Here is a 15,674-nt window from a genome sequence, read left to right as displayed (position 1 = left end):
CCATCAGCGTTGCAGGACATAGCGACCGGGCGCTGGGCCCAGAGAGGCGCCCATCGCCGGCGGCTTCACCTTGGCGCCGGAATGGGCTGCCAGCCAGGCCTGCCATTCCGGCCACCAGGATCCTTCCTTTTCCGGCGTGGCCGCGACCCAGCTTTCCGGATCCTGATAGCGCGCACCAGCCGCCTTGGTGGCGACGCGGTAATGCCGACCATCCTTGCCCGGCGGGCTGACGATACCGGCATTGTGGCCGCCGCTGGCGAGCAGGAAGGTGACGTCGGTCGCGGGATGGAAGGTGATCTTGTGGACCGAGACCCAGGGCGCCACATGATCCCGCTCGGTGCCGATCGCGAAAATGGGTGCACGGATATCGGCGAGATTGACGGGTCGCCCTTCCACCATGTGCTGGCCGCGCGCGAGATTGTTGTTGAGGAACATGCCGCGCAGATATTCCGAATGCATGCGATAGGGCATGCGTGTCGCATCGGCGTTCCAGGCCATGAGGTCGCTCATCGCCGGCTGCTGACCCAGCAGATAGAGTCGCAAAACCTGCGACCAGATGAGGTCGTTGGAGCGAAGCAACTGAAAGGCGCCGGCCATCTGCTTGGTGTCGAGATAGCCCTGTTCCCACATCATGTCTTCCAGGAAGCGAACCTGGCTGTCGTCGATGAAGAGCGAAAGTTCGCCGGCCTCGGTGAAGTCGACCTGCGCCGCCATCAAGGTGATCGAGTTGAGGCGCCGGTCGTTGTCACGCGCCATCGCCGCAGCCGCGGTGGCGAGCAGGGTACCGCCCAGGCAATAGCCCGCCGCATTGATCGGGCGTTTGGGGAAGGCCGCGGAAACGTGATCGAGCGCGGCCATGAGGCCGATCCGCCGGTAATCGTCATAGGAAAGGTCGCGGTCACCCGCGTCCGGATTCTTCCAGGAGATCATGAAAACGGTATGGCCGCGCTCGACCAGATATTTCACCAGTGAGTTCCGCGGCGAGAGATCGAGGATGTAGTATTTCATGATCCAGGCCGGGACGATCAGGATCGGGTCGGCGAAGACCTTGGGGGTTTGCGGTGTGTATTGGATGAGTTCGATGAGGTCGTTGCGATAAACCACCTCGCCGGGGGTCACGGCGACATTCTCTCCCGGCGTGAACTGCTCGCTACCGGTCGGCAATTTGCCGGCGATCTGGCGCTCCCAATCGGCCATGAATTGCTGGGCGCCGCGCTGCAGATTGGCACCGCCTTCGCGGAATGTGGTGGCCAGAACTTCCGGGTTGGTGGCGATGAAATTGGCAGGCGAGAAGACGTCGAGGATCTGCCGCGCGACGAAGGAAACCATGTCCTGGTGATGTGGGGAGACGCCGGGCACGTCATTGGTCGCGTTGTGCCACCATTGCTGCGTCAGCAGGAAGGATTGGTGCAGCAGGTTGAAGGGCCAGTCATGCCATTCCGGCGCGCTGAAGCGCTTGTCCTGCGGCAGGGGCGCGATGCAATCGGCGGCATCCTTGCCCTTCAAGGCACAGGTCTGTGCGTAATGCGCCAGGCGCAACGTCTTGCGAACAGCCTTCTGCAACAATTGCGCCTGCTTGCCGGGAGAGATGGCGAGGTGCACCGCCCAATCGCCATAGGCTTCCAGGAGCGAGGCGGGTGACAGCCCGGCGGTGAGGCGCGCCAGGGCGGCATGTACTTGCCGGTCGAGGGTTTCGCCGCTGACCGATCCCCAAAGAGCGTCATGTTGTGGCGCCTCATGCGCCAGCGCGGCGGGCGGCTGAGATGGCACCCGCTGTTCAACCGGCGCGGCCGTCTTGCGGCGGGTTTTGGTACGGAGGCGGGCTTCGCTGGTCATAGCCGTCATTCGACCTTTCTAGCGGTCACATGTCTGGCGTCGTTCCCAAGATGGAACTGCCAAGGCCCCGGAACAAATGAATTTGTTGCGCTGCGTCAATCTGCCCAGTCAGCCGCCAATCCCTCTCCGCCGGAACAATTGCAGCCAAGGAATGTTGTATCCACCGAGCCGGGTGTTCAGCGCCGCGGCATTTTTTGATGTGCAGACAGGAGTTGATGATGCGGAAATTCGGAAAATCGATGCGTTTTGCCCTGCCGGTTTTGGTGGCGCTGTCGATGGGTGGCGCAGTCGGTGCCTGCTCGGTGACGTCGGGGCGTGAGTCGGGCGAGGAATATGCCGACAACGCGGCGATCACGGCCAAGGTGAAGACGGCCCTTGCCGATCAGGGCGGGCTGTCGCTGTTCAGCCGGGTCAGTGTCGAGACCATGAATGAGGTCGTGCAGCTCAGCGGTTTCGTCGCGAGCTATGACGACAAGATGCGCGCTGGCGAGATTGCCCGCGATGTGGAGGGCGTGCGGTCGGTACAGAACGATCTGGTGGTTCAGCCCTAAGCGGGACGTGGCGGGTCGGGGATGGGGCAGAGAATTGGTCGGAGTGAGAGGATTCGAACCTCCGGCCCCTACGTCCCGAACGTAGTGCTCTACCAGGCTGAGCTACACTCCGACCGGATCGCCACGGGTCCTGGAAACTCCCGGGCGGCAGAAACGCGCTGCCTTATAGCCGTTGGCCCACCAGCGTGCAAGTCCGCCTTTACCGGATCGGTTATTTTTTGGCCGAGCTCAAACCCTTGAGGAGCCAGTGTTTTAGGGTCAGAAGCCACGGTCGATGCAGAAATCGACCACCTCGATGAGGGCGCGCTTTTCCGGGCTATCCGGGAAAATGCCGAGGGCGTCACGGGCGATGGCGCCGTAATGGGCGGCACGGGCCACGGTGTCCTTCAGCGTGCCGTGCCGTTCCATCAACTGAATGGCGTGGCGAAGATCGGCATCGTCCTGTTCGACCTGTTCGAGCGTCCGTTGCCAGAAGGCGCGTTCCTCGGCATCGCCGCGCAGATAAGCGAGGATGACGGGAAGGGTGATTTTGCCTTCGCGGAAATCGTCACCCACGGTCTTGCCCAGGGCTTCCTGCTTGGCGGAGTAATCGAGGGCATCGTCGATCAACTGGAAGGCGATACCGAGATTGAGGCCGAACGTGTCGAGGGCGTGCTCTTCGACCTTGGGTCGCTCGGCAACCACGGCGCCCACTTCACAGGCGGCGGCGAAGAGGGCGGCGGTCTTGCCCTTGATGACCTCGAGATAGGCTTGTTCGGTGGTGGTGGTGTCGTTGCTGGTCATCAACTGCAACACCTCGCCCTCGGCGATGATCGCGGAGGCGCCGGAGAGAATCTCGAGGACACGCAGCGAGCCGTCCTGCACCATCAACTGGAAGGCGCGGCTGAACAAGAAATCGCCCACCAGAACCGAAGCCTTGTTGCCCCAGACGACATTGGCCGAGGCCTCGCCACGGCGCAGCGCGCTTTCATCCACCACATCGTCATGGAGCAGGGTCGCGGTGTGGATGAACTCGACACAGGCGGCCAGACCCGCGGCACGGGGGCCGCGATAGCCGCACATCCTGGCGCTGGCCAGGGTGAGGAGCGGGCGCAGGCGCTTGCCGCCGGCGGCGATGATATGGCCGGCCAATTGCGGGATGAGCTGAACGTCGCTCTGCATGTGCTGGAGGATCAGCTGATTGACATGGGCGAGGTCGGCGCTCACCAGCTGCGTCAGCCGGTCGAGGGCGTCACCACCACTTTTTTCACGCCCGGTTTCCAGATTGACGATGACAGCCACGATCCTGATCCCTATCGATAAAGCGATAAAACCTTGAGCGGAAAGCGCTCTTGCCCGAGCATAACCCTTAAGATGGCTCGGTCAAGCATCGGGCGCCGCCGGAAGTGGCTGGGATGTGCTGCCGATTGCGACATTTCGGCGCGGGGAAAAAGAGGGGAAATAGGTGAAAGAACTGATCCGCAGCAACGATCCGGTTAGGCTGTCCTTCCTGACGGCCCTGCTGGCGGATGCCGGAATAGGGGCGCTGCTGCTCGACACCCATAGCAGCATCATGCAGGGGAGCATCGGCATTCTGGAACAGCGCCTGATGGTGGCGGACGACGATCTGGAGCCAGCCCGTCGGCTGCTGATCGAGGCGGCGCAGGTGGCCGCGGATTACGTCTGGCGATGAGTTCCGAACAACCCTTGCCAATCAGCCTGGATCAGATTCTGGGCGGGCGCCTCACCTTGGCGCAGCCGCGTGACGGCTATCGCGCGGCGATCGATCCGGTGCTGCTGGCAGCCGCCGTTCCGGCCGCAGCCGGTGAACGTGTGCTTGATCTCGGCTGCGGCGTCGGTACGGCCGGCCTTTGCGTCGTGCGGCGGGTCGAGGGCTGTCACGTCATGGGGATCGATGTTCAGCCGGCGTTGATAGAACTGGCACAACGCAATGCGCGGGACAACGCGCTGGCCGATCGCGCCACGTTTCATGTCGGCGATGTGCTGCATCTCACGGAGCCGGCGTTTGATCATGTACTTGCCAATCCACCTTATCTGGAACGGGCGCGGGCTTCCGTCTCGCCCAATCCGATCAAGGCGCTCGCCAATGTGGAAGGCGATGCGATGCTCAAGGATTGGGTGGTGGCGGCGAGCACGGCGGTGAAACCCGGGGGCAGCATCACCTTCATCCACCGCGCCGACCGCGCCGAGGAATTGCGGGCAGAGATGGGGCGCGGGCTGGGCCGCCTCCATCTGCGTCCCTTGCTGCCGAAAGAGGGGATGCCGGCAAAACGGATATTGCTGCAGGGTATCCGGGGCGCCCCGGCGGGTTTCGAGATTCTGCCGCCCCTGGTGCTGCATGAAGCGTCGGGTGGGTTTACCGAGGCCGCCGAGGCGATCCTGCGCCGGGCGGCGGCTTTTTCCATGATGCCTTGAACCCATGATGTCTTGACCGGGCCCGGCCGGCGGCCTACATCATCAGCCAATGTTCGGATTGCCCACCCTTCCCAAACTTATCCTCATTGCCGCCGTGATCGCGGTGATCTGGTACTTTTTCCGGCGCACCCAGGCGGTGAAGCGGAATGAAGGCGCCGGCGGTGCTGCCGGCCCGGCGCAGAACGCGCCTAAGAATGCCAAGCCGATCGAGGACATGGTGCAGTGCAAGTCCTGCGGCGCCTATTTCCCGGCCAAGACCGGCTGCTCCTGCGGGCGCTCCTAGGTCACCCGCACTTTTCCGTTAAGTCACACAAATTCGGCAGTTTCAGGGGCTTTCCAGCGGGCCCGGTCCGCCCGCGCGGCTTGATTATCCCCGGCCGCGCCAGTATGTTGCGCCGCACCAAGACGCCGGCGTCTGAAGCCGGGAGATCACCGAAATTTGGGGGAAAAGCCGATCATGGCGGCGCGGTCTAATCCCGAGACCTGTTTCCAGGCACTCATTCTGAAGCTGCAAAGCTATTGGGCGGCCCAAGGCTGCGTGATCCTGCAACCCTATGACATGGAAGTGGGCGCCGGGACGTTCCATTGGGCGACCACCCTGCGGGCGCTCGGACCGAAGCCCTGGCGCGCCGCCTATGTCCAGGCCTCGCGCCGCCCCAAGGATGGCCGCTATGGCGAGAACCCGAACCGGCTGCAGCATTATTACCAGTTCCAGGTGATCCTGAAGCCGTCGCCGGCCGAGAGCCAGGATCTCTATCTGGGGTCCCTGAAAGCCATCGGCATCGATCCGCTGCAGCACGACATCCGCTTCGTCGAGGACGATTGGGAAAGCCCGACCCTGGGTGCTTGGGGTCTCGGTTGGGAAGTCTGGTGCGACGGCATGGAAGTCAGCCAGTTCACCTATTTCCAGCAGGTGGGCGGATTGGAATGCGATCCCGTCTCGACCGAGCTCACCTACGGCCTTGAGCGTCTCGCCATGTATGTGCAGGGGGTCGAGAGCATCTACGACCTCGATTACAATGGCCACGGCATGACCTATGGCGATGTGTTCCTGCAATCGGAGCAGGAGCATTCGGCGTTCAACTTCGAACGCGCCGATACCGAGCGCCTGTTCCGCCATTTCGCCGATGCCGAAAAGGAATGTGCTGCATTGTTGGGCGGCAACAAGGCATTGCCTCTGCCGGCCTATGACCAGGCCCTGAAAGCCAGCCACTTATTCAATCTTCTCGACGCGCGCGGCGTCATCTCGGTGACGGAGCGTCAGGCCTATATCGGCCGTGTGCGTAATCTGGCCAAGGCTTGCTGCGAAGCGTGGGAAGCCACGCAGAAGGCGGGCTGACGATCATGGCCGAATTGCTCCTGGAACTCTTCTCCGAAGAAATCCCCGCCCGCATGCAGGCGCGGGCCGCGGAGGATCTACAGCGTCTCGTGACCGAGAAGTTGAAGGCCGCCGGACTCACTTTCACATCGGCGAAATCCTTCGTGACGCCGCGCCGCCTGGCGCTCGTGGTCGACGGCTTGCCGCTTCAGTCGGCGGACGAGGTGAAAGAAGAGAAGGGCCCAAAGGTTGGGTCGCCTCAGCAGGCGATTGACGGCTTCCTCAAGAAGCACGGCCTGAGTTCACTTGATCAGTGTGAGAAGCGTGACACCGGCAAGGGTGAATTCTACTTCGCGGTGATTGAGAAGAAGGGCGCCACGACTTCCACTGTTGTCGATCAGTTTATCGATAGCGTGTTAATGGACTTTGCATGGCCGAAGTCGATGCGATGGGCTGGCAACGATTTCCGCTGGGTCCGTCCTTTGCATAGCATCATGCTGATATTTGACGGCAAACCTTCGAGCCGATCGGAATTTGAGCTGGGCACTGTTCAAAACAAGGATCGTGGAAAAGTATCGATCGGTGACAAGAGCAAGGGGCATCGCTTCCTGTCGCCGGGAGAAATCACCGTGTCCTCCTTCGCCGATTACCAGGCGAAGCTGAAGGCAGCGAAGGTCATTCTCGACCAGGCGGAGCGCAAGGCCAGCATCAAGGCGCAGGCTGAGAAGATTGCCGCCGAAGCCGGCCTCACCGTAAAGCCGGATGACGGGCTGCTGGAGGAAGTAACCGGCCTTGTTGAATGGCCCACCGTCCTCATGGGCAAGATCGATGACGAATTCATGTCGGTGCCCCATGAGGTGCTGACAACCTCGATGCGGGTCAATCAGAAATACTTCGCGCTGCTGGGCAAGGACGGCAAGCTGGCGCCGCGCTTCCTGGTGACGGCGAATATCGAGGCGAATGACGGCGGCAAGGCCATCGTTCATGGCAATGAGCGTGTGCTGCGGGCGCGCCTGTCGGACGCCAAGTTTTTCTGGGATCAGGATCTCAAAACGACCCTGGCCGAGCGCGTGCCGGCGCTCGATCCCATAACTTATCATGCCAAATTGGGCTCGGTCGGCGACAAGGTGCGGCGCGTGAAAGCGCTGTCGCGCGAGGTCGCGAAATATGTGCCTGGCTGCGAAGCGGGGCTTGCCAACCAGGCAGCGGCGCTTGCCAAGGCGGATCTGGTTTCCGGCATGGTCGGCGAGTTCCCGGAACTACAGGGCATCATGGGGCGTTATTACGCCCGAGCCGAGAAACTGCCCGAAGAAGTCGCCGATGCCATCGCCGATCATTACAAACCGCTGGGGCCGAACGATTCCTGTCCGAGGGCGCCGGTGAGCGTCGCCGTGGCGCTCGCCGACAAGATCGACACCCTGACCGGTTTCTTCGCCATCGACGAGAAGCCGACCGGGTCGAAGGACCCGTTCGCGCTGCGCCGCGCGGCGCTGGGCATCATCCGCCTTATCCTCGAGAACAAGCTGCGGCTGCCCCTGCGCGAGGTTCTGGCTGCCGCCTATCGCGGCTATCAGGGCGTTGCCGGTTTCGGCGACAGCGTGCCCAAGGAAGTTTCCGCCGACCTCATGGAATTCTTCGCCGACCGGTTGAAGGTCGCGCTGAAGGAGCAGGGCGTGCGGCATGATCTCGTGGCCGCCGTATTCGCGCTGGGTGACGAAGACGATCTTACCCGCCTCCTGGCGCGTGTCGAGGCGTTGAAGGCATTGATCGACAGCGCCGACGGCGCCAACCTTCTTGCCGGCTACAAGCGGGCCGCCAATATCCTGCGCATCGAAGAGAAGAAGGATGGCGTGGCCTATGCCGATGCGCCCGATGCGGTCTGGCTGAAGCTGGATGAAGAGAAGGCGCTGCATCAGGCGCTGGGCCTTACCGGCAAGGCGGTGACCGAGGCGATCGGCAAGGAAGATTTCGGCAAGGCGATGGTGGCGCTGGCCGGGCTGCGTGCGCCGGTCGATGCCTTCTTCGACAAGGTCACGGTCAATGCCGACGAGAAGGAGCTTCGCGGCAACCGTCTGCGCTTGCTCAACGCCATTCGCGCTACGTTCAATCAGGTCGCAGATTTTTCAAGGATCGAAGGATGAGCATAACCATGACGAAGTGGGTCTATCATTTCGGTGGCGGTTCGGCGGAAGGTCGGGCCGATATGCGTAACCTCCTGGGCGGCAAGGGCGCCAATCTCGCCGAGATGTCGTCCCTCGGCCTGCCGGTGCCGCCGGGCTTTACGGCGACGACCGAGGTCTGCACGCATTATTATGCCAATGCCAAGAACTACCCAAAGGAACTGACGACACAGGTCGAAGCCGGTGTCGCCCATATCGAAAAGATCGTGGGGCTGAAGTTTGGCGATCCCAAGGCGCCGTTGCTGGTCTCGGTGCGCTCGGGTGCGCGTGTTTCCATGCCGGGCATGATGGATACCGTGCTCAATCTGGGCCTCACCGACGAGACGGTGAAGGGCCTCGCCGCCTTGTCGGGCGATGCGCGCTTTGCTTATGATTCCTATCGCCGCTTCATCCAGATGTTCGGCAATGTCGTGCTCGGCGTCGAGCATCACAATTTCGAGGACATCCTGGATTTCCACAAGCAAGACAAGGGCGCCAATCTCGATACCGAATTGACTGCCGAGGATTGGCAGAAGGTCATCGCCGATTACAAGGCGAAGGTCGAAGAGGAATTGGGGAAGCCCTTCCCGCAGGACCCCAAGGAACAGCTCTGGGCTGCGATCGGTGCCGTTTTCGGCAGCTGGAACATCCCGCGTGCCATCACCTATCGCAAGATCAACAGCATCCCCGAGGATTGGGGCACCGCCGTCAACGTGCAGGCGATGGTGTTCGGCAATATGGGCGAGGATTGCGCGACCGGCGTCGCCTTCACCCGCAACCCCTCGACCGGCGGCAATGAGTTCTACGGCGAATATCTGATCAATGCCCAGGGCGAGGACGTGGTGGCGGGTATCCGCACGCCGCAGCACCTCACCATAGCCGGCAAGAAGGCCAACAACTCGACCCTGCCGGCGATGGAAGAGACCATGCCGGAAGTGTTCCAACAGCTTGTCGCGGTGCGCGCGCAGCTCGAGAAGCACTATACCGATATGCAGGACATCGAGTTCACGGTGCAGCAGGGCAAACTCTATATGCTGCAGACCCGGAACGGCAAGCGCACGGCGCAGGCGGCGTTGAAGATCGCGGTCGATCTCTGCAATGAAGGCTTGATCGACAAGAAGACGGCGGTGGCGCGGATCGATCCCGCCTCGCTCGATCAATTGCTGCATCCGCGCCTTGATCCGAAGGCGAAGAAGAACGTCGTGGCGACCGGTCTGCCGGCCAGCCCCGGCGCTGCCTCGGGCAAGGCCGTCTTCACGGCGGACGATGCCGAGGACCGCGCCGCCAAGGGCGAGAAGGTCATCCTCGTGCGCGTCGAGACCTCGCCGGAAGACATTCACGGCATGAACGCCGCGGTCGGCATCCTCACCACGCGCGGCGGCATGACCAGCCACGCCGCCGTGGTGGCGCGCGGCATGGGCCGGCCCTGCGTCTCCGGCGCCGGCGATCTCCGCGTCGACGCGGCGCAGAAGACCATTGTCGTCCGCGGCCAGAAGATCGCCGAGGGCGACATCATCACTATCGACGGCGGTACCGGCGAGGTCATGCTGGGAGCGGTCGAAACCATCGATCCGGAACTCTCGGGCGATTTCTCGACGCTGATGGGCTGGGCCGACGACTTCCGCAAGCTGAAGATCCGCACCAATGCCGAAACGCCACTGGATGCCCGCACCGCGCGGCAATTCGGCGCCGAGGGCATCGGCCTCTGTCGGACCGAGCATATGTTCTTCGACGGCACCCGCATCATCGCCATGCGCGAGATGATCATGGCGGAGGATGTCGCCGGCCGGAAGAAAGCCCTGGCGAAGATACTGCCCATGCAGCGCCAGGATTTCGTCGAGCTCTTCCACATCATGAAGGGCCTGCCGGTCACGATCCGTCTCCTCGATCCGCCGCTCCATGAATTCCTGCCGCACAGCAAGGAAGAAATGGCGGAAGTGGCTGCCGCCGCTGGCATTACCGTGGATGCGGTTGCCTATCGTGCCGCACAGCTCCATGAATCCAATCCGATGCTGGGGCATCGCGGCTGCCGCCTCGGCATCACCTATCCCGAAATCTACGAGATGCAGGCCCGTGCCATTTTCGAGGCGGCGGCCGAGGTGAAGGCGAAGCTGGGCGATACGGCGGAACCGGAAATCATGATCCCGCTGGTCGGCATTCCCAAGGAACTGACGCTGATGAAGGCGATCATCGACCGGGTTGCCGGCGAGGTCGCCAAGGAATCGGGCCACAAGATCGAGTATTCGGTCGGCACCATGATCGAATTGCCGCGCGCCGCCTTGCTGGCGGGCGAGATCGCCAAGGAGGCTGCCTTCTTCAGCTTTGGCACCAACGATCTGACGCAGACCACCTATGGCCTCAGCCGCGACGATGCCGCACGCTTCATCCAATCCTATGAACGCCAGGGCATCATCGAACGCGATCCCTTCATCACGCTCGATACGGAAGGCGTTGGGGAATTGGTGCGGATCGCCACCGAGCGTGGCCGCAAGACCCGCCCGGATATCAAGCTCGGCATTTGCGGCGAACATGGCGGCGATCCGGCTTCGATCCATTTCTGTGCGCAGGTCGGGCTCAATTACGTCTCCTGCTCGCCCTATCGCGTGCCGATCGCGAAACTGGCGGCGGCCCAGGCGGCGCTCACTGGCGATCAATCCGGCCGCAAGGGCGAGGGGTGACAGCCGGCAAATCGCTGGCTGAGCTGCGCGCCGGCGGCAAACCGGCGCTTGCCCGCGCTTTGGCGCGACTGGAATCGAGCCCCGACGATGCCGGTATGACGGCCTTGCTGGATGCCGCCTATGTGACCCCCACGGCGCAGGTGATCGGACTCACCGGGCCGCCCGGTGTCGGCAAATCGACCTTGGCAGGTGCGTTGATCCAGGCCTATCGGCGGGTGGGCAAGACCGTCGCGGTCATTGCCATTGATCCTTCGTCAAAACGTTCCGGCGGTGCGCTGCTGGGCGACCGGACACGGCTGCGGACCGATCCCGACGACAACGGTATCTTCGTCCGTTCGATGGCGGCGCGGGATCAACTGGGCGGGTTGGCCGAGATCACCTATGCCGCCATGGTGCTGATGCGCGCGCTCTATGATGTGGTGCTGATCGAGACCGTGGGCGTCGGGCAATCGGAGACCGATATTGCGCTCGCCGCCGATACGGTTCTCTTCTGCGTGCAGCCAGGCTCGGGTGATGCGCTCCAGTTCATGAAAGCGGGCATCGTCGAAATTCCCGACATCATCGCCGTCACCAAGGGCGATCTCGGGCGCGCGGCCACCCGGGCGCAAGCGGATGTGAAGGGCGCCCTGGGCCTTACCGAAGGGCGGCAGGATGCGGCGGATTGGTCCGTGCCGGTTCTCATCGTCTCGGCCAATGCCGCGGAAGGCGTCGACAAGCTGGTGGCGGCGATCGGGGAGCATGCAGCCTGGCTTGGTGCCGATGGCCGGTTGTCGGTCAAGCGCGCGGCCCAGGCCGGCGCCTGGACCCAAGCCGCGATCAAGGAACGCTGGGGACGGGAAGGATTGCGGCGCCTATCCCATTTATCCTCTGGCAGCGTGACGGACCTCACACGAGAAACGCCGTTTCAGGCCTTGGCGGGATTCGCGCGCCAGCTATAGTGGCGCCATGCCATCCATATACGATCTCAAGCCGCGCTTCGTGGCCCTGCTGAAGCCGCTGGCCGCCCGGCTCGCCCAAGGCGGCGCCACCGCCAATATCGTCACCTTGGCGGCGATGGCGGATTCCATCATCGTCGGCCTGGTGCTGGCGATCTGGCCGGATGTCACCTGGCTGTGGCTGATCCTGCCGGTCTTCCTGTTCCTGCGCATGGCGGCGAATGCCATCGACGGCATCCTCGCCCGCGAGTTCGGGATGAAGTCGCGCCTGGGTGCCATCCTCAACGAAGTGGGCGACGTGGTTTCCGACGCAGCACTTTATCTGCCCTTCGCCTTGCTGCCGGGCGTCAATCCGATCTGGGTAGTCCTGGCCGTCATCCTTGCCATCATCGGCGAAATGACCGGCATTCTTGGCCAGGTGATCGGCGCCAGCCGCCGTTATGACGGCCCGATGGGGAAAAGCGACCGCGCGGTTATCTTCGGCATCCTCGGCTTTGCCATCGGCATCGGCGCGCCGGTCGGCGCCTGGATCAATTGGATCATGATCGCGATTTGCGCGCTGGGGCTGGTCACCATCCTGAACCGGGCAAGACAGGCACTCAAAGAGACTCCACGATGAGCTATCTCCACATGACTCCCAATGTCGCCATCGCCGTGGCGGCTGTGCTGGGCCTGCTGCTGATTGCCACCGCGATCGCCTGGCCGCAGCGGCACAAGAAGGAAGAATTGTGGCTCCGCACGCGCACCTGGTGGGTGATCGTGCTGCTGATCGCGGCTTCGATTGCACTTCCCTCCTGGGTGCCGGTCGCACTCTTCGGCCTCATCAGCTTTCTGGCCTTCAAGGAATTCGTGACGCTCATGCCGACGCGGCGCGCGGATCACCGCGTGCTGTTCTGGGCCTATCTCGCGATTCCGATCCAGTACTACTGGGTGTCGGTCGGCTGGTATGGCGTCTTCATCATCTTCATCCCGGTCTACATGTTCCTGGCATTGCCGCTGCGCATGGTGATCGCCGGCGAGACGCAGGGTTTCATCAAGGCGGCGGGCACCTTGCATTGGGGCCTTATGGTGACGGTCTTCTCGCTGAGCCATGCGGCCTTCCTGCTTGCCCTGCCGCAGGAGGTCAATCCGCTGGCAGGTGGCGATGGTTTGCTGCTCTATCTGCTGCTCCTCACCGAGATCAACGATGTGGGGCAATATTGTACCGGCAAGCTCTTCGGCAAGCACAAGGCGGTGCCGAAGGTCAGTCCCAACAAGACCATCGAGGGTTTGCTGGGCGGCGTCATCATCACGACATTGGTGGCAGTGATCGCGGCACCTTACCTCACGCCGCTCCATTGGCATCAGGCGGCGATCATCGGTTGCGTACTCGCGCTGGCGGGATTTGCCGGTGACGTCACTGTCTCGGCAGTGAAGCGGGATCTGAAGCTGAAGGATAGCGGATCTCTGCTGCCTGGCCATGGTGGTGTGCTCGACCGGGTGGATAGCCTCACCTTTACCGCGCCGCTCTTTTTCCACATGATCTATTATCTGCATTATTGATCATGCACGGGATCCTGCGCCGTCTTTTCGCCTTGCTGGTGCTGCGGCCAATCGCCGTGCTGATGCTGGGTCTTACCTTGCATGGGCGCCAAAATTTGCCGAAGGCGGGGCCGGCGATCATCATCGCCAATCACAACAGCCATCTGGATACGCTGGTCCTGCTGTCGCTGATGCCGCTCCGCCTCATCGACAAGGTGCGGCCGGTGGCGGCGGCGGATTATTTTCTGAAGAATCCAGTCCTCGCCTGGTTCAGCCTGCACATTCTCAATATCCTGCCGCTGGAGCGCGGCAATGCCGTGCGCGGGGAAGATCCGCTGGCGGAGAGTGCCGCAGCGCTGGAACGGGGTGAGATACTCATTGTCTTCCCGGAAGGCTCGCGCGGCAGCGCCGAGGTGATGGGAAAATTCAAGGGCGGCGTCGCGCGCTTGAAGGAGCGTTTTCCGGTTGTGCCGGTGATTCCGGTCTTTCTGCAAGGTGCCGGCAAAGCTCTGCCGCGCGGCGAGATCGTGCTGGTGCCGGTGGTGGTCGATGCGGTAGTGGGCATGCCCATCGCCTGGCACGGGAACCGCGCGCAGTTCACATTGGATATGGAAGCAGCCGTGCGCGGGCTGGGGGCGCATCTGCCGAAGGTGTTCGACGACGGCGATTAATCCGTCAGTTTTTCGATCCAACCGCGATGTTGCGGGTACGCCGAAAGAAGCGTACCGCGCGCGCCCAGTTCGAAATCCGCGAAATCGAAACCGGGGGCGACGGTGCAGCCGGTCAGGGCATAGGCACTGCCCGGCGCAGGGATAGCGCCGAACCAATGGCCGGCGGGGACGACATGCTGCGGCACCTGGCCTTGCCCGAAATCGCGGCCAAGGGTCGTTTCCGTCAGCTGTCCGTCGGGGGCGATGGCAATGATCGCGAGCGGATCGCCCTTATAGAAGTGCCATATTTCGTCCGATTTGATCCGGTGCAGCTTCGACCGATCACCAGTACGCAGCAGGTAAAAGATCGCCGTCGATACCGCACGGCTGCCATGGAAGCGGGGCGGCAATCCGGTATCGGGGATCGTCTCATTTGCGCGATAGGTCTCGCGGTAGAACCCGCCCTCGGGATGCGGGACGAGATTCAGTCGGGCGACAAGTTCGTCAACCTCTTCGAGCATAAAGCGCCACCTTTCCGGGCATAAAGCGCCACGGCTTCCTTCAACAAGTCATGCGGCACGGCATGAGCGGTGCGGCCCTTATAGCCCGTCATGGTCTCGGCGGCGCAGAGCGCGTTCCAGATCGCTTCCTCGGTCGCCTCGGCTGCTGCCTGGAACAGTGGCGTGCATTCCTCCATGCCCAGCATCCGCACATCGGCCATTTTTGATTTCAGCGCCACGCGGTTGCCAGTCGAGAAGGCGAGGAAGATGTCGCCTGAGCCATTGGAGCCGATGCCACCCACCCAGGCGAGGCCTGTCGTCGCTCGGCGGGCGAGACGTTGGCATTGGATCGGTAGCAAGGGCGCGTCGGTCGCGAGGATGACGATGATCGAGCCTTGTTCTTCCTTGCGCTCGGCATGGGCCGACGCGATGACATCGGTATCGAGTTCGAGGCCCACCGGCGCATGCCCGCAACGCAGTAGCGACCGCCTGCCATAATTGGATTGCACCAGCGCGCCCACGGTCCAGCCGCCGTCTGCGTCGGAGAGGCGACGTGAGGCCGTGCCGGTGCCACCTTTGAACTCATGGGTGATCATGCCGGTGCCGCCGCCGATATTGCCCTCAGCGATCATGCCGCCCTTGGCGCTGTCGAGCGCTTCGATCGCCATGTCGAGGGTGACCGGAAAGGTTTCGGCATCGGAGAGCCAGCCGTCCCAGGTCTCGGCCGCCACGGGCAGGTGCCAGGCCTGGTCGATGCCCTTGCGCGCGGCATGGACGCAGATCGCATCGCGCGCGATGCCGGTCGCATGGGTATTGGTGATGGTGATGGGAGCGGCGAGCAAGCCCTGCTCGTTCAGCCAATGGCTGCCGGTCATCTCGCCATTGCCGTTGAAGGAATGGATCCCGGCGAACATGAAATCAGTATAGATGTCATCCGCCGGCCACAAAGCCGTGACGCCCGTGCGCACCACATGCGGCTGGTCGCGGATCAGGGTCGAATAGCCGACGCGGATGCCGGCGACGTCGGTAATGGCGTTGAGCGGCCCCGGCGGCAATTGTCCGAGTGTGATGCCGAGATCCCTGAGCCGAGCCTTCGCCATGATGTTCCCCT

15 protein-coding genes and 1 tRNA gene are annotated in these 15,674 nt (G+C 62.8%); 11 read left to right on the top strand and 5 right to left on the bottom strand.

Features of this window, described 5'->3' with window-relative positions:
• Positions 1–3: 3 nt before the first annotated feature.
• Positions 4–1,845: a PHA/PHB synthase family protein gene (locus tag ACE3PR_RS12575; protein WP_374372362.1), complete on the bottom strand. Its 1,842-nt coding sequence runs from the start codon at positions 1,843–1,845 to the stop codon at positions 4–6.
• Positions 1,846–2,051: 206 nt separating this feature from the next.
• Here ACE3PR_RS12575 and ACE3PR_RS12570 point away from each other — a divergent pair, with 206 nt between their 5' ends.
• The gene (locus ACE3PR_RS12570; RefSeq protein ID WP_374372360.1) at positions 2,052–2,387 is read left to right on the top strand and encodes a BON domain-containing protein; all 336 of its coding nucleotides are present in this window, start codon (positions 2,052–2,054) and stop codon (positions 2,385–2,387) included.
• Between the two features lie 35 nt (positions 2,388–2,422).
• On the opposite strand, the gene ACE3PR_RS12565 is transcribed toward ACE3PR_RS12570, so the two are convergent.
• Positions 2,423–2,499 (bottom strand) — tRNA-Pro (locus ACE3PR_RS12565).
• Positions 2,500–2,645: 146 nt separating this feature from the next.
• Positions 2,646–3,668: a polyprenyl synthetase family protein gene (locus ACE3PR_RS12560; RefSeq protein WP_374372358.1), complete on the bottom strand. Its 1,023-nt coding sequence runs from the start codon at positions 3,666–3,668 to the stop codon at positions 2,646–2,648.
• Positions 3,669–3,831: 163 nt separating this feature from the next.
• Between ACE3PR_RS12560 and ACE3PR_RS12555 the strand changes: the two genes are divergently transcribed.
• The 10 genes from ACE3PR_RS12555 to ACE3PR_RS12510 all read left to right on the top strand — a co-directional run bounded on the left by ACE3PR_RS12555 (position 3,832) and on the right by ACE3PR_RS12510 (position 14,084).
• Positions 3,832–4,059 carry a DUF2007 domain-containing protein gene (locus ACE3PR_RS12555; protein WP_374372356.1) on the top strand — a complete coding sequence of 76 codons (228 nt, stop codon included), beginning with the start codon at positions 3,832–3,834 and terminating at the stop codon, positions 4,057–4,059.
• Positions 4,056–4,802 carry a tRNA1(Val) (adenine(37)-N6)-methyltransferase gene (locus ACE3PR_RS12550; protein WP_374372354.1) on the top strand — a complete coding sequence of 249 codons (747 nt, stop codon included), beginning with the start codon at positions 4,056–4,058 and terminating at the stop codon, positions 4,800–4,802. Before ACE3PR_RS12555 ends, ACE3PR_RS12550 begins: the two co-directional genes overlap by 4 nt.
• A gap of 49 nt (positions 4,803–4,851) precedes the next feature.
• Positions 4,852–5,085, top strand: coding sequence for a hypothetical protein (locus tag ACE3PR_RS12545; protein WP_374372352.1), 234 nt, complete (start codon positions 4,852–4,854; stop codon positions 5,083–5,085).
• Positions 5,086–5,259: 174 nt separating this feature from the next.
• A complete protein-coding gene (locus tag ACE3PR_RS12540) occupies positions 5,260–6,141 on the top strand; it encodes a glycine--tRNA ligase subunit alpha (protein WP_374372350.1) in 882 nt (293 codons plus the stop codon).
• Positions 6,142–6,146: 5 nt separating this feature from the next.
• Entirely contained in the window at positions 6,147–8,261 is a 2,115-nt protein-coding gene (glyS, locus tag ACE3PR_RS12535) for a glycine--tRNA ligase subunit beta (RefSeq protein WP_374372347.1), read from the top strand.
• 8 nt (positions 8,262–8,269) lie between these two features.
• Positions 8,270–10,957, top strand: a complete 2,688-nt coding sequence (gene ppdK, locus ACE3PR_RS12530) for a pyruvate, phosphate dikinase (protein WP_374372345.1) — start codon at positions 8,270–8,272, stop codon at positions 10,955–10,957.
• Entirely contained in the window at positions 10,954–11,895 is a 942-nt protein-coding gene (locus ACE3PR_RS12525) for an ArgK/MeaB family GTPase (RefSeq protein WP_374372343.1), read from the top strand. Before ppdK ends, ACE3PR_RS12525 begins: the two co-directional genes overlap by 4 nt.
• A gap of 7 nt (positions 11,896–11,902) precedes the next feature.
• Positions 11,903–12,511, top strand: coding sequence for a CDP-alcohol phosphatidyltransferase family protein (locus ACE3PR_RS12520; RefSeq protein WP_374372341.1), 609 nt, complete (start codon positions 11,903–11,905; stop codon positions 12,509–12,511).
• The gene (locus tag ACE3PR_RS12515; protein WP_374372338.1) at positions 12,508–13,434 is read left to right on the top strand and encodes a phosphatidate cytidylyltransferase; all 927 of its coding nucleotides are present in this window, start codon (positions 12,508–12,510) and stop codon (positions 13,432–13,434) included. Before ACE3PR_RS12520 ends, ACE3PR_RS12515 begins: the two co-directional genes overlap by 4 nt.
• A 2-nt stretch (positions 13,435–13,436) precedes the next feature.
• Positions 13,437–14,084, top strand: a complete 648-nt coding sequence (locus ACE3PR_RS12510; RefSeq protein ID WP_374372336.1) for a lysophospholipid acyltransferase family protein — start codon at positions 13,437–13,439, stop codon at positions 14,082–14,084.
• On the opposite strand, the gene ACE3PR_RS12505 is transcribed toward ACE3PR_RS12510, so the two are convergent.
• Together ACE3PR_RS12505 and ACE3PR_RS12500 are read right to left on the bottom strand one after the other, a co-directional pair.
• Positions 14,081–14,584, bottom strand: a complete 504-nt coding sequence (locus ACE3PR_RS12505) for a cupin domain-containing protein (protein WP_374372334.1) — start codon at positions 14,582–14,584, stop codon at positions 14,081–14,083. The two genes, ACE3PR_RS12510 and ACE3PR_RS12505, sit on opposite strands and share 4 nt — an antisense overlap.
• On the bottom strand, positions 14,548–15,663 hold the full coding sequence (locus ACE3PR_RS12500) for a P1 family peptidase (RefSeq protein ID WP_374372332.1): 1,116 nt from the start codon (positions 15,661–15,663) through the stop codon (positions 14,548–14,550). The genes ACE3PR_RS12505 and ACE3PR_RS12500 overlap by 37 nt, the downstream gene beginning before the upstream one ends.
• Positions 15,664–15,674 lie beyond the last annotated feature (11 nt).

Source organism: Dongia sp., assembly GCF_041909655.1.
GTDB lineage: Bacteria > Pseudomonadota > Alphaproteobacteria > Dongiales > Dongiaceae > Dongia.
Note: the sequence above shows the minus strand (reverse complement) of the source record. Positions and strands in the feature narration are given on the sequence as shown.

Bases quoted from the DNA above. Each gene is read 5' to 3' on its own strand.
- ACE3PR_RS12500 (WP_374372332.1), bottom strand. From the start codon at position 15,663: ATGGCGAAGGCTCGGCTCAGGGATCTCGGCATCACACTCGGACAATTG.
- glyS (WP_374372347.1), top strand. From the start codon at position 6,147: ATGGCCGAATTGCTCCTGGAACTCTTCTCCGAAGAAATCCCCGCCCGC.
- ACE3PR_RS12545 (WP_374372352.1), top strand. From the start codon at position 4,852: ATGTTCGGATTGCCCACCCTTCCCAAACTTATCCTCATTGCCGCCGTG.
- ppdK (WP_374372345.1), top strand. From the start codon at position 8,270: ATGACGAAGTGGGTCTATCATTTCGGTGGCGGTTCGGCGGAAGGTCGG.
- ACE3PR_RS12550 (WP_374372354.1), top strand. From the start codon at position 4,056: ATGAGTTCCGAACAACCCTTGCCAATCAGCCTGGATCAGATTCTGGGC.
- ACE3PR_RS12520 (WP_374372341.1), top strand. From the start codon at position 11,903: ATGCCATCCATATACGATCTCAAGCCGCGCTTCGTGGCCCTGCTGAAG.
- ACE3PR_RS12575 (WP_374372362.1), bottom strand. From the start codon at position 1,845: ATGACGGCTATGACCAGCGAAGCCCGCCTCCGTACCAAAACCCGCCGC.
- ACE3PR_RS12540 (WP_374372350.1), top strand. From the start codon at position 5,260: ATGGCGGCGCGGTCTAATCCCGAGACCTGTTTCCAGGCACTCATTCTG.
- ACE3PR_RS12570 (WP_374372360.1), top strand. From the start codon at position 2,052: ATGATGCGGAAATTCGGAAAATCGATGCGTTTTGCCCTGCCGGTTTTG.
- ACE3PR_RS12515 (WP_374372338.1), top strand. From the start codon at position 12,508: ATGAGCTATCTCCACATGACTCCCAATGTCGCCATCGCCGTGGCGGCT.
- ACE3PR_RS12505 (WP_374372334.1), bottom strand. From the start codon at position 14,584: ATGCTCGAAGAGGTTGACGAACTTGTCGCCCGACTGAATCTCGTCCCG.
- ACE3PR_RS12510 (WP_374372336.1), top strand. From the start codon at position 13,437: ATGCACGGGATCCTGCGCCGTCTTTTCGCCTTGCTGGTGCTGCGGCCA.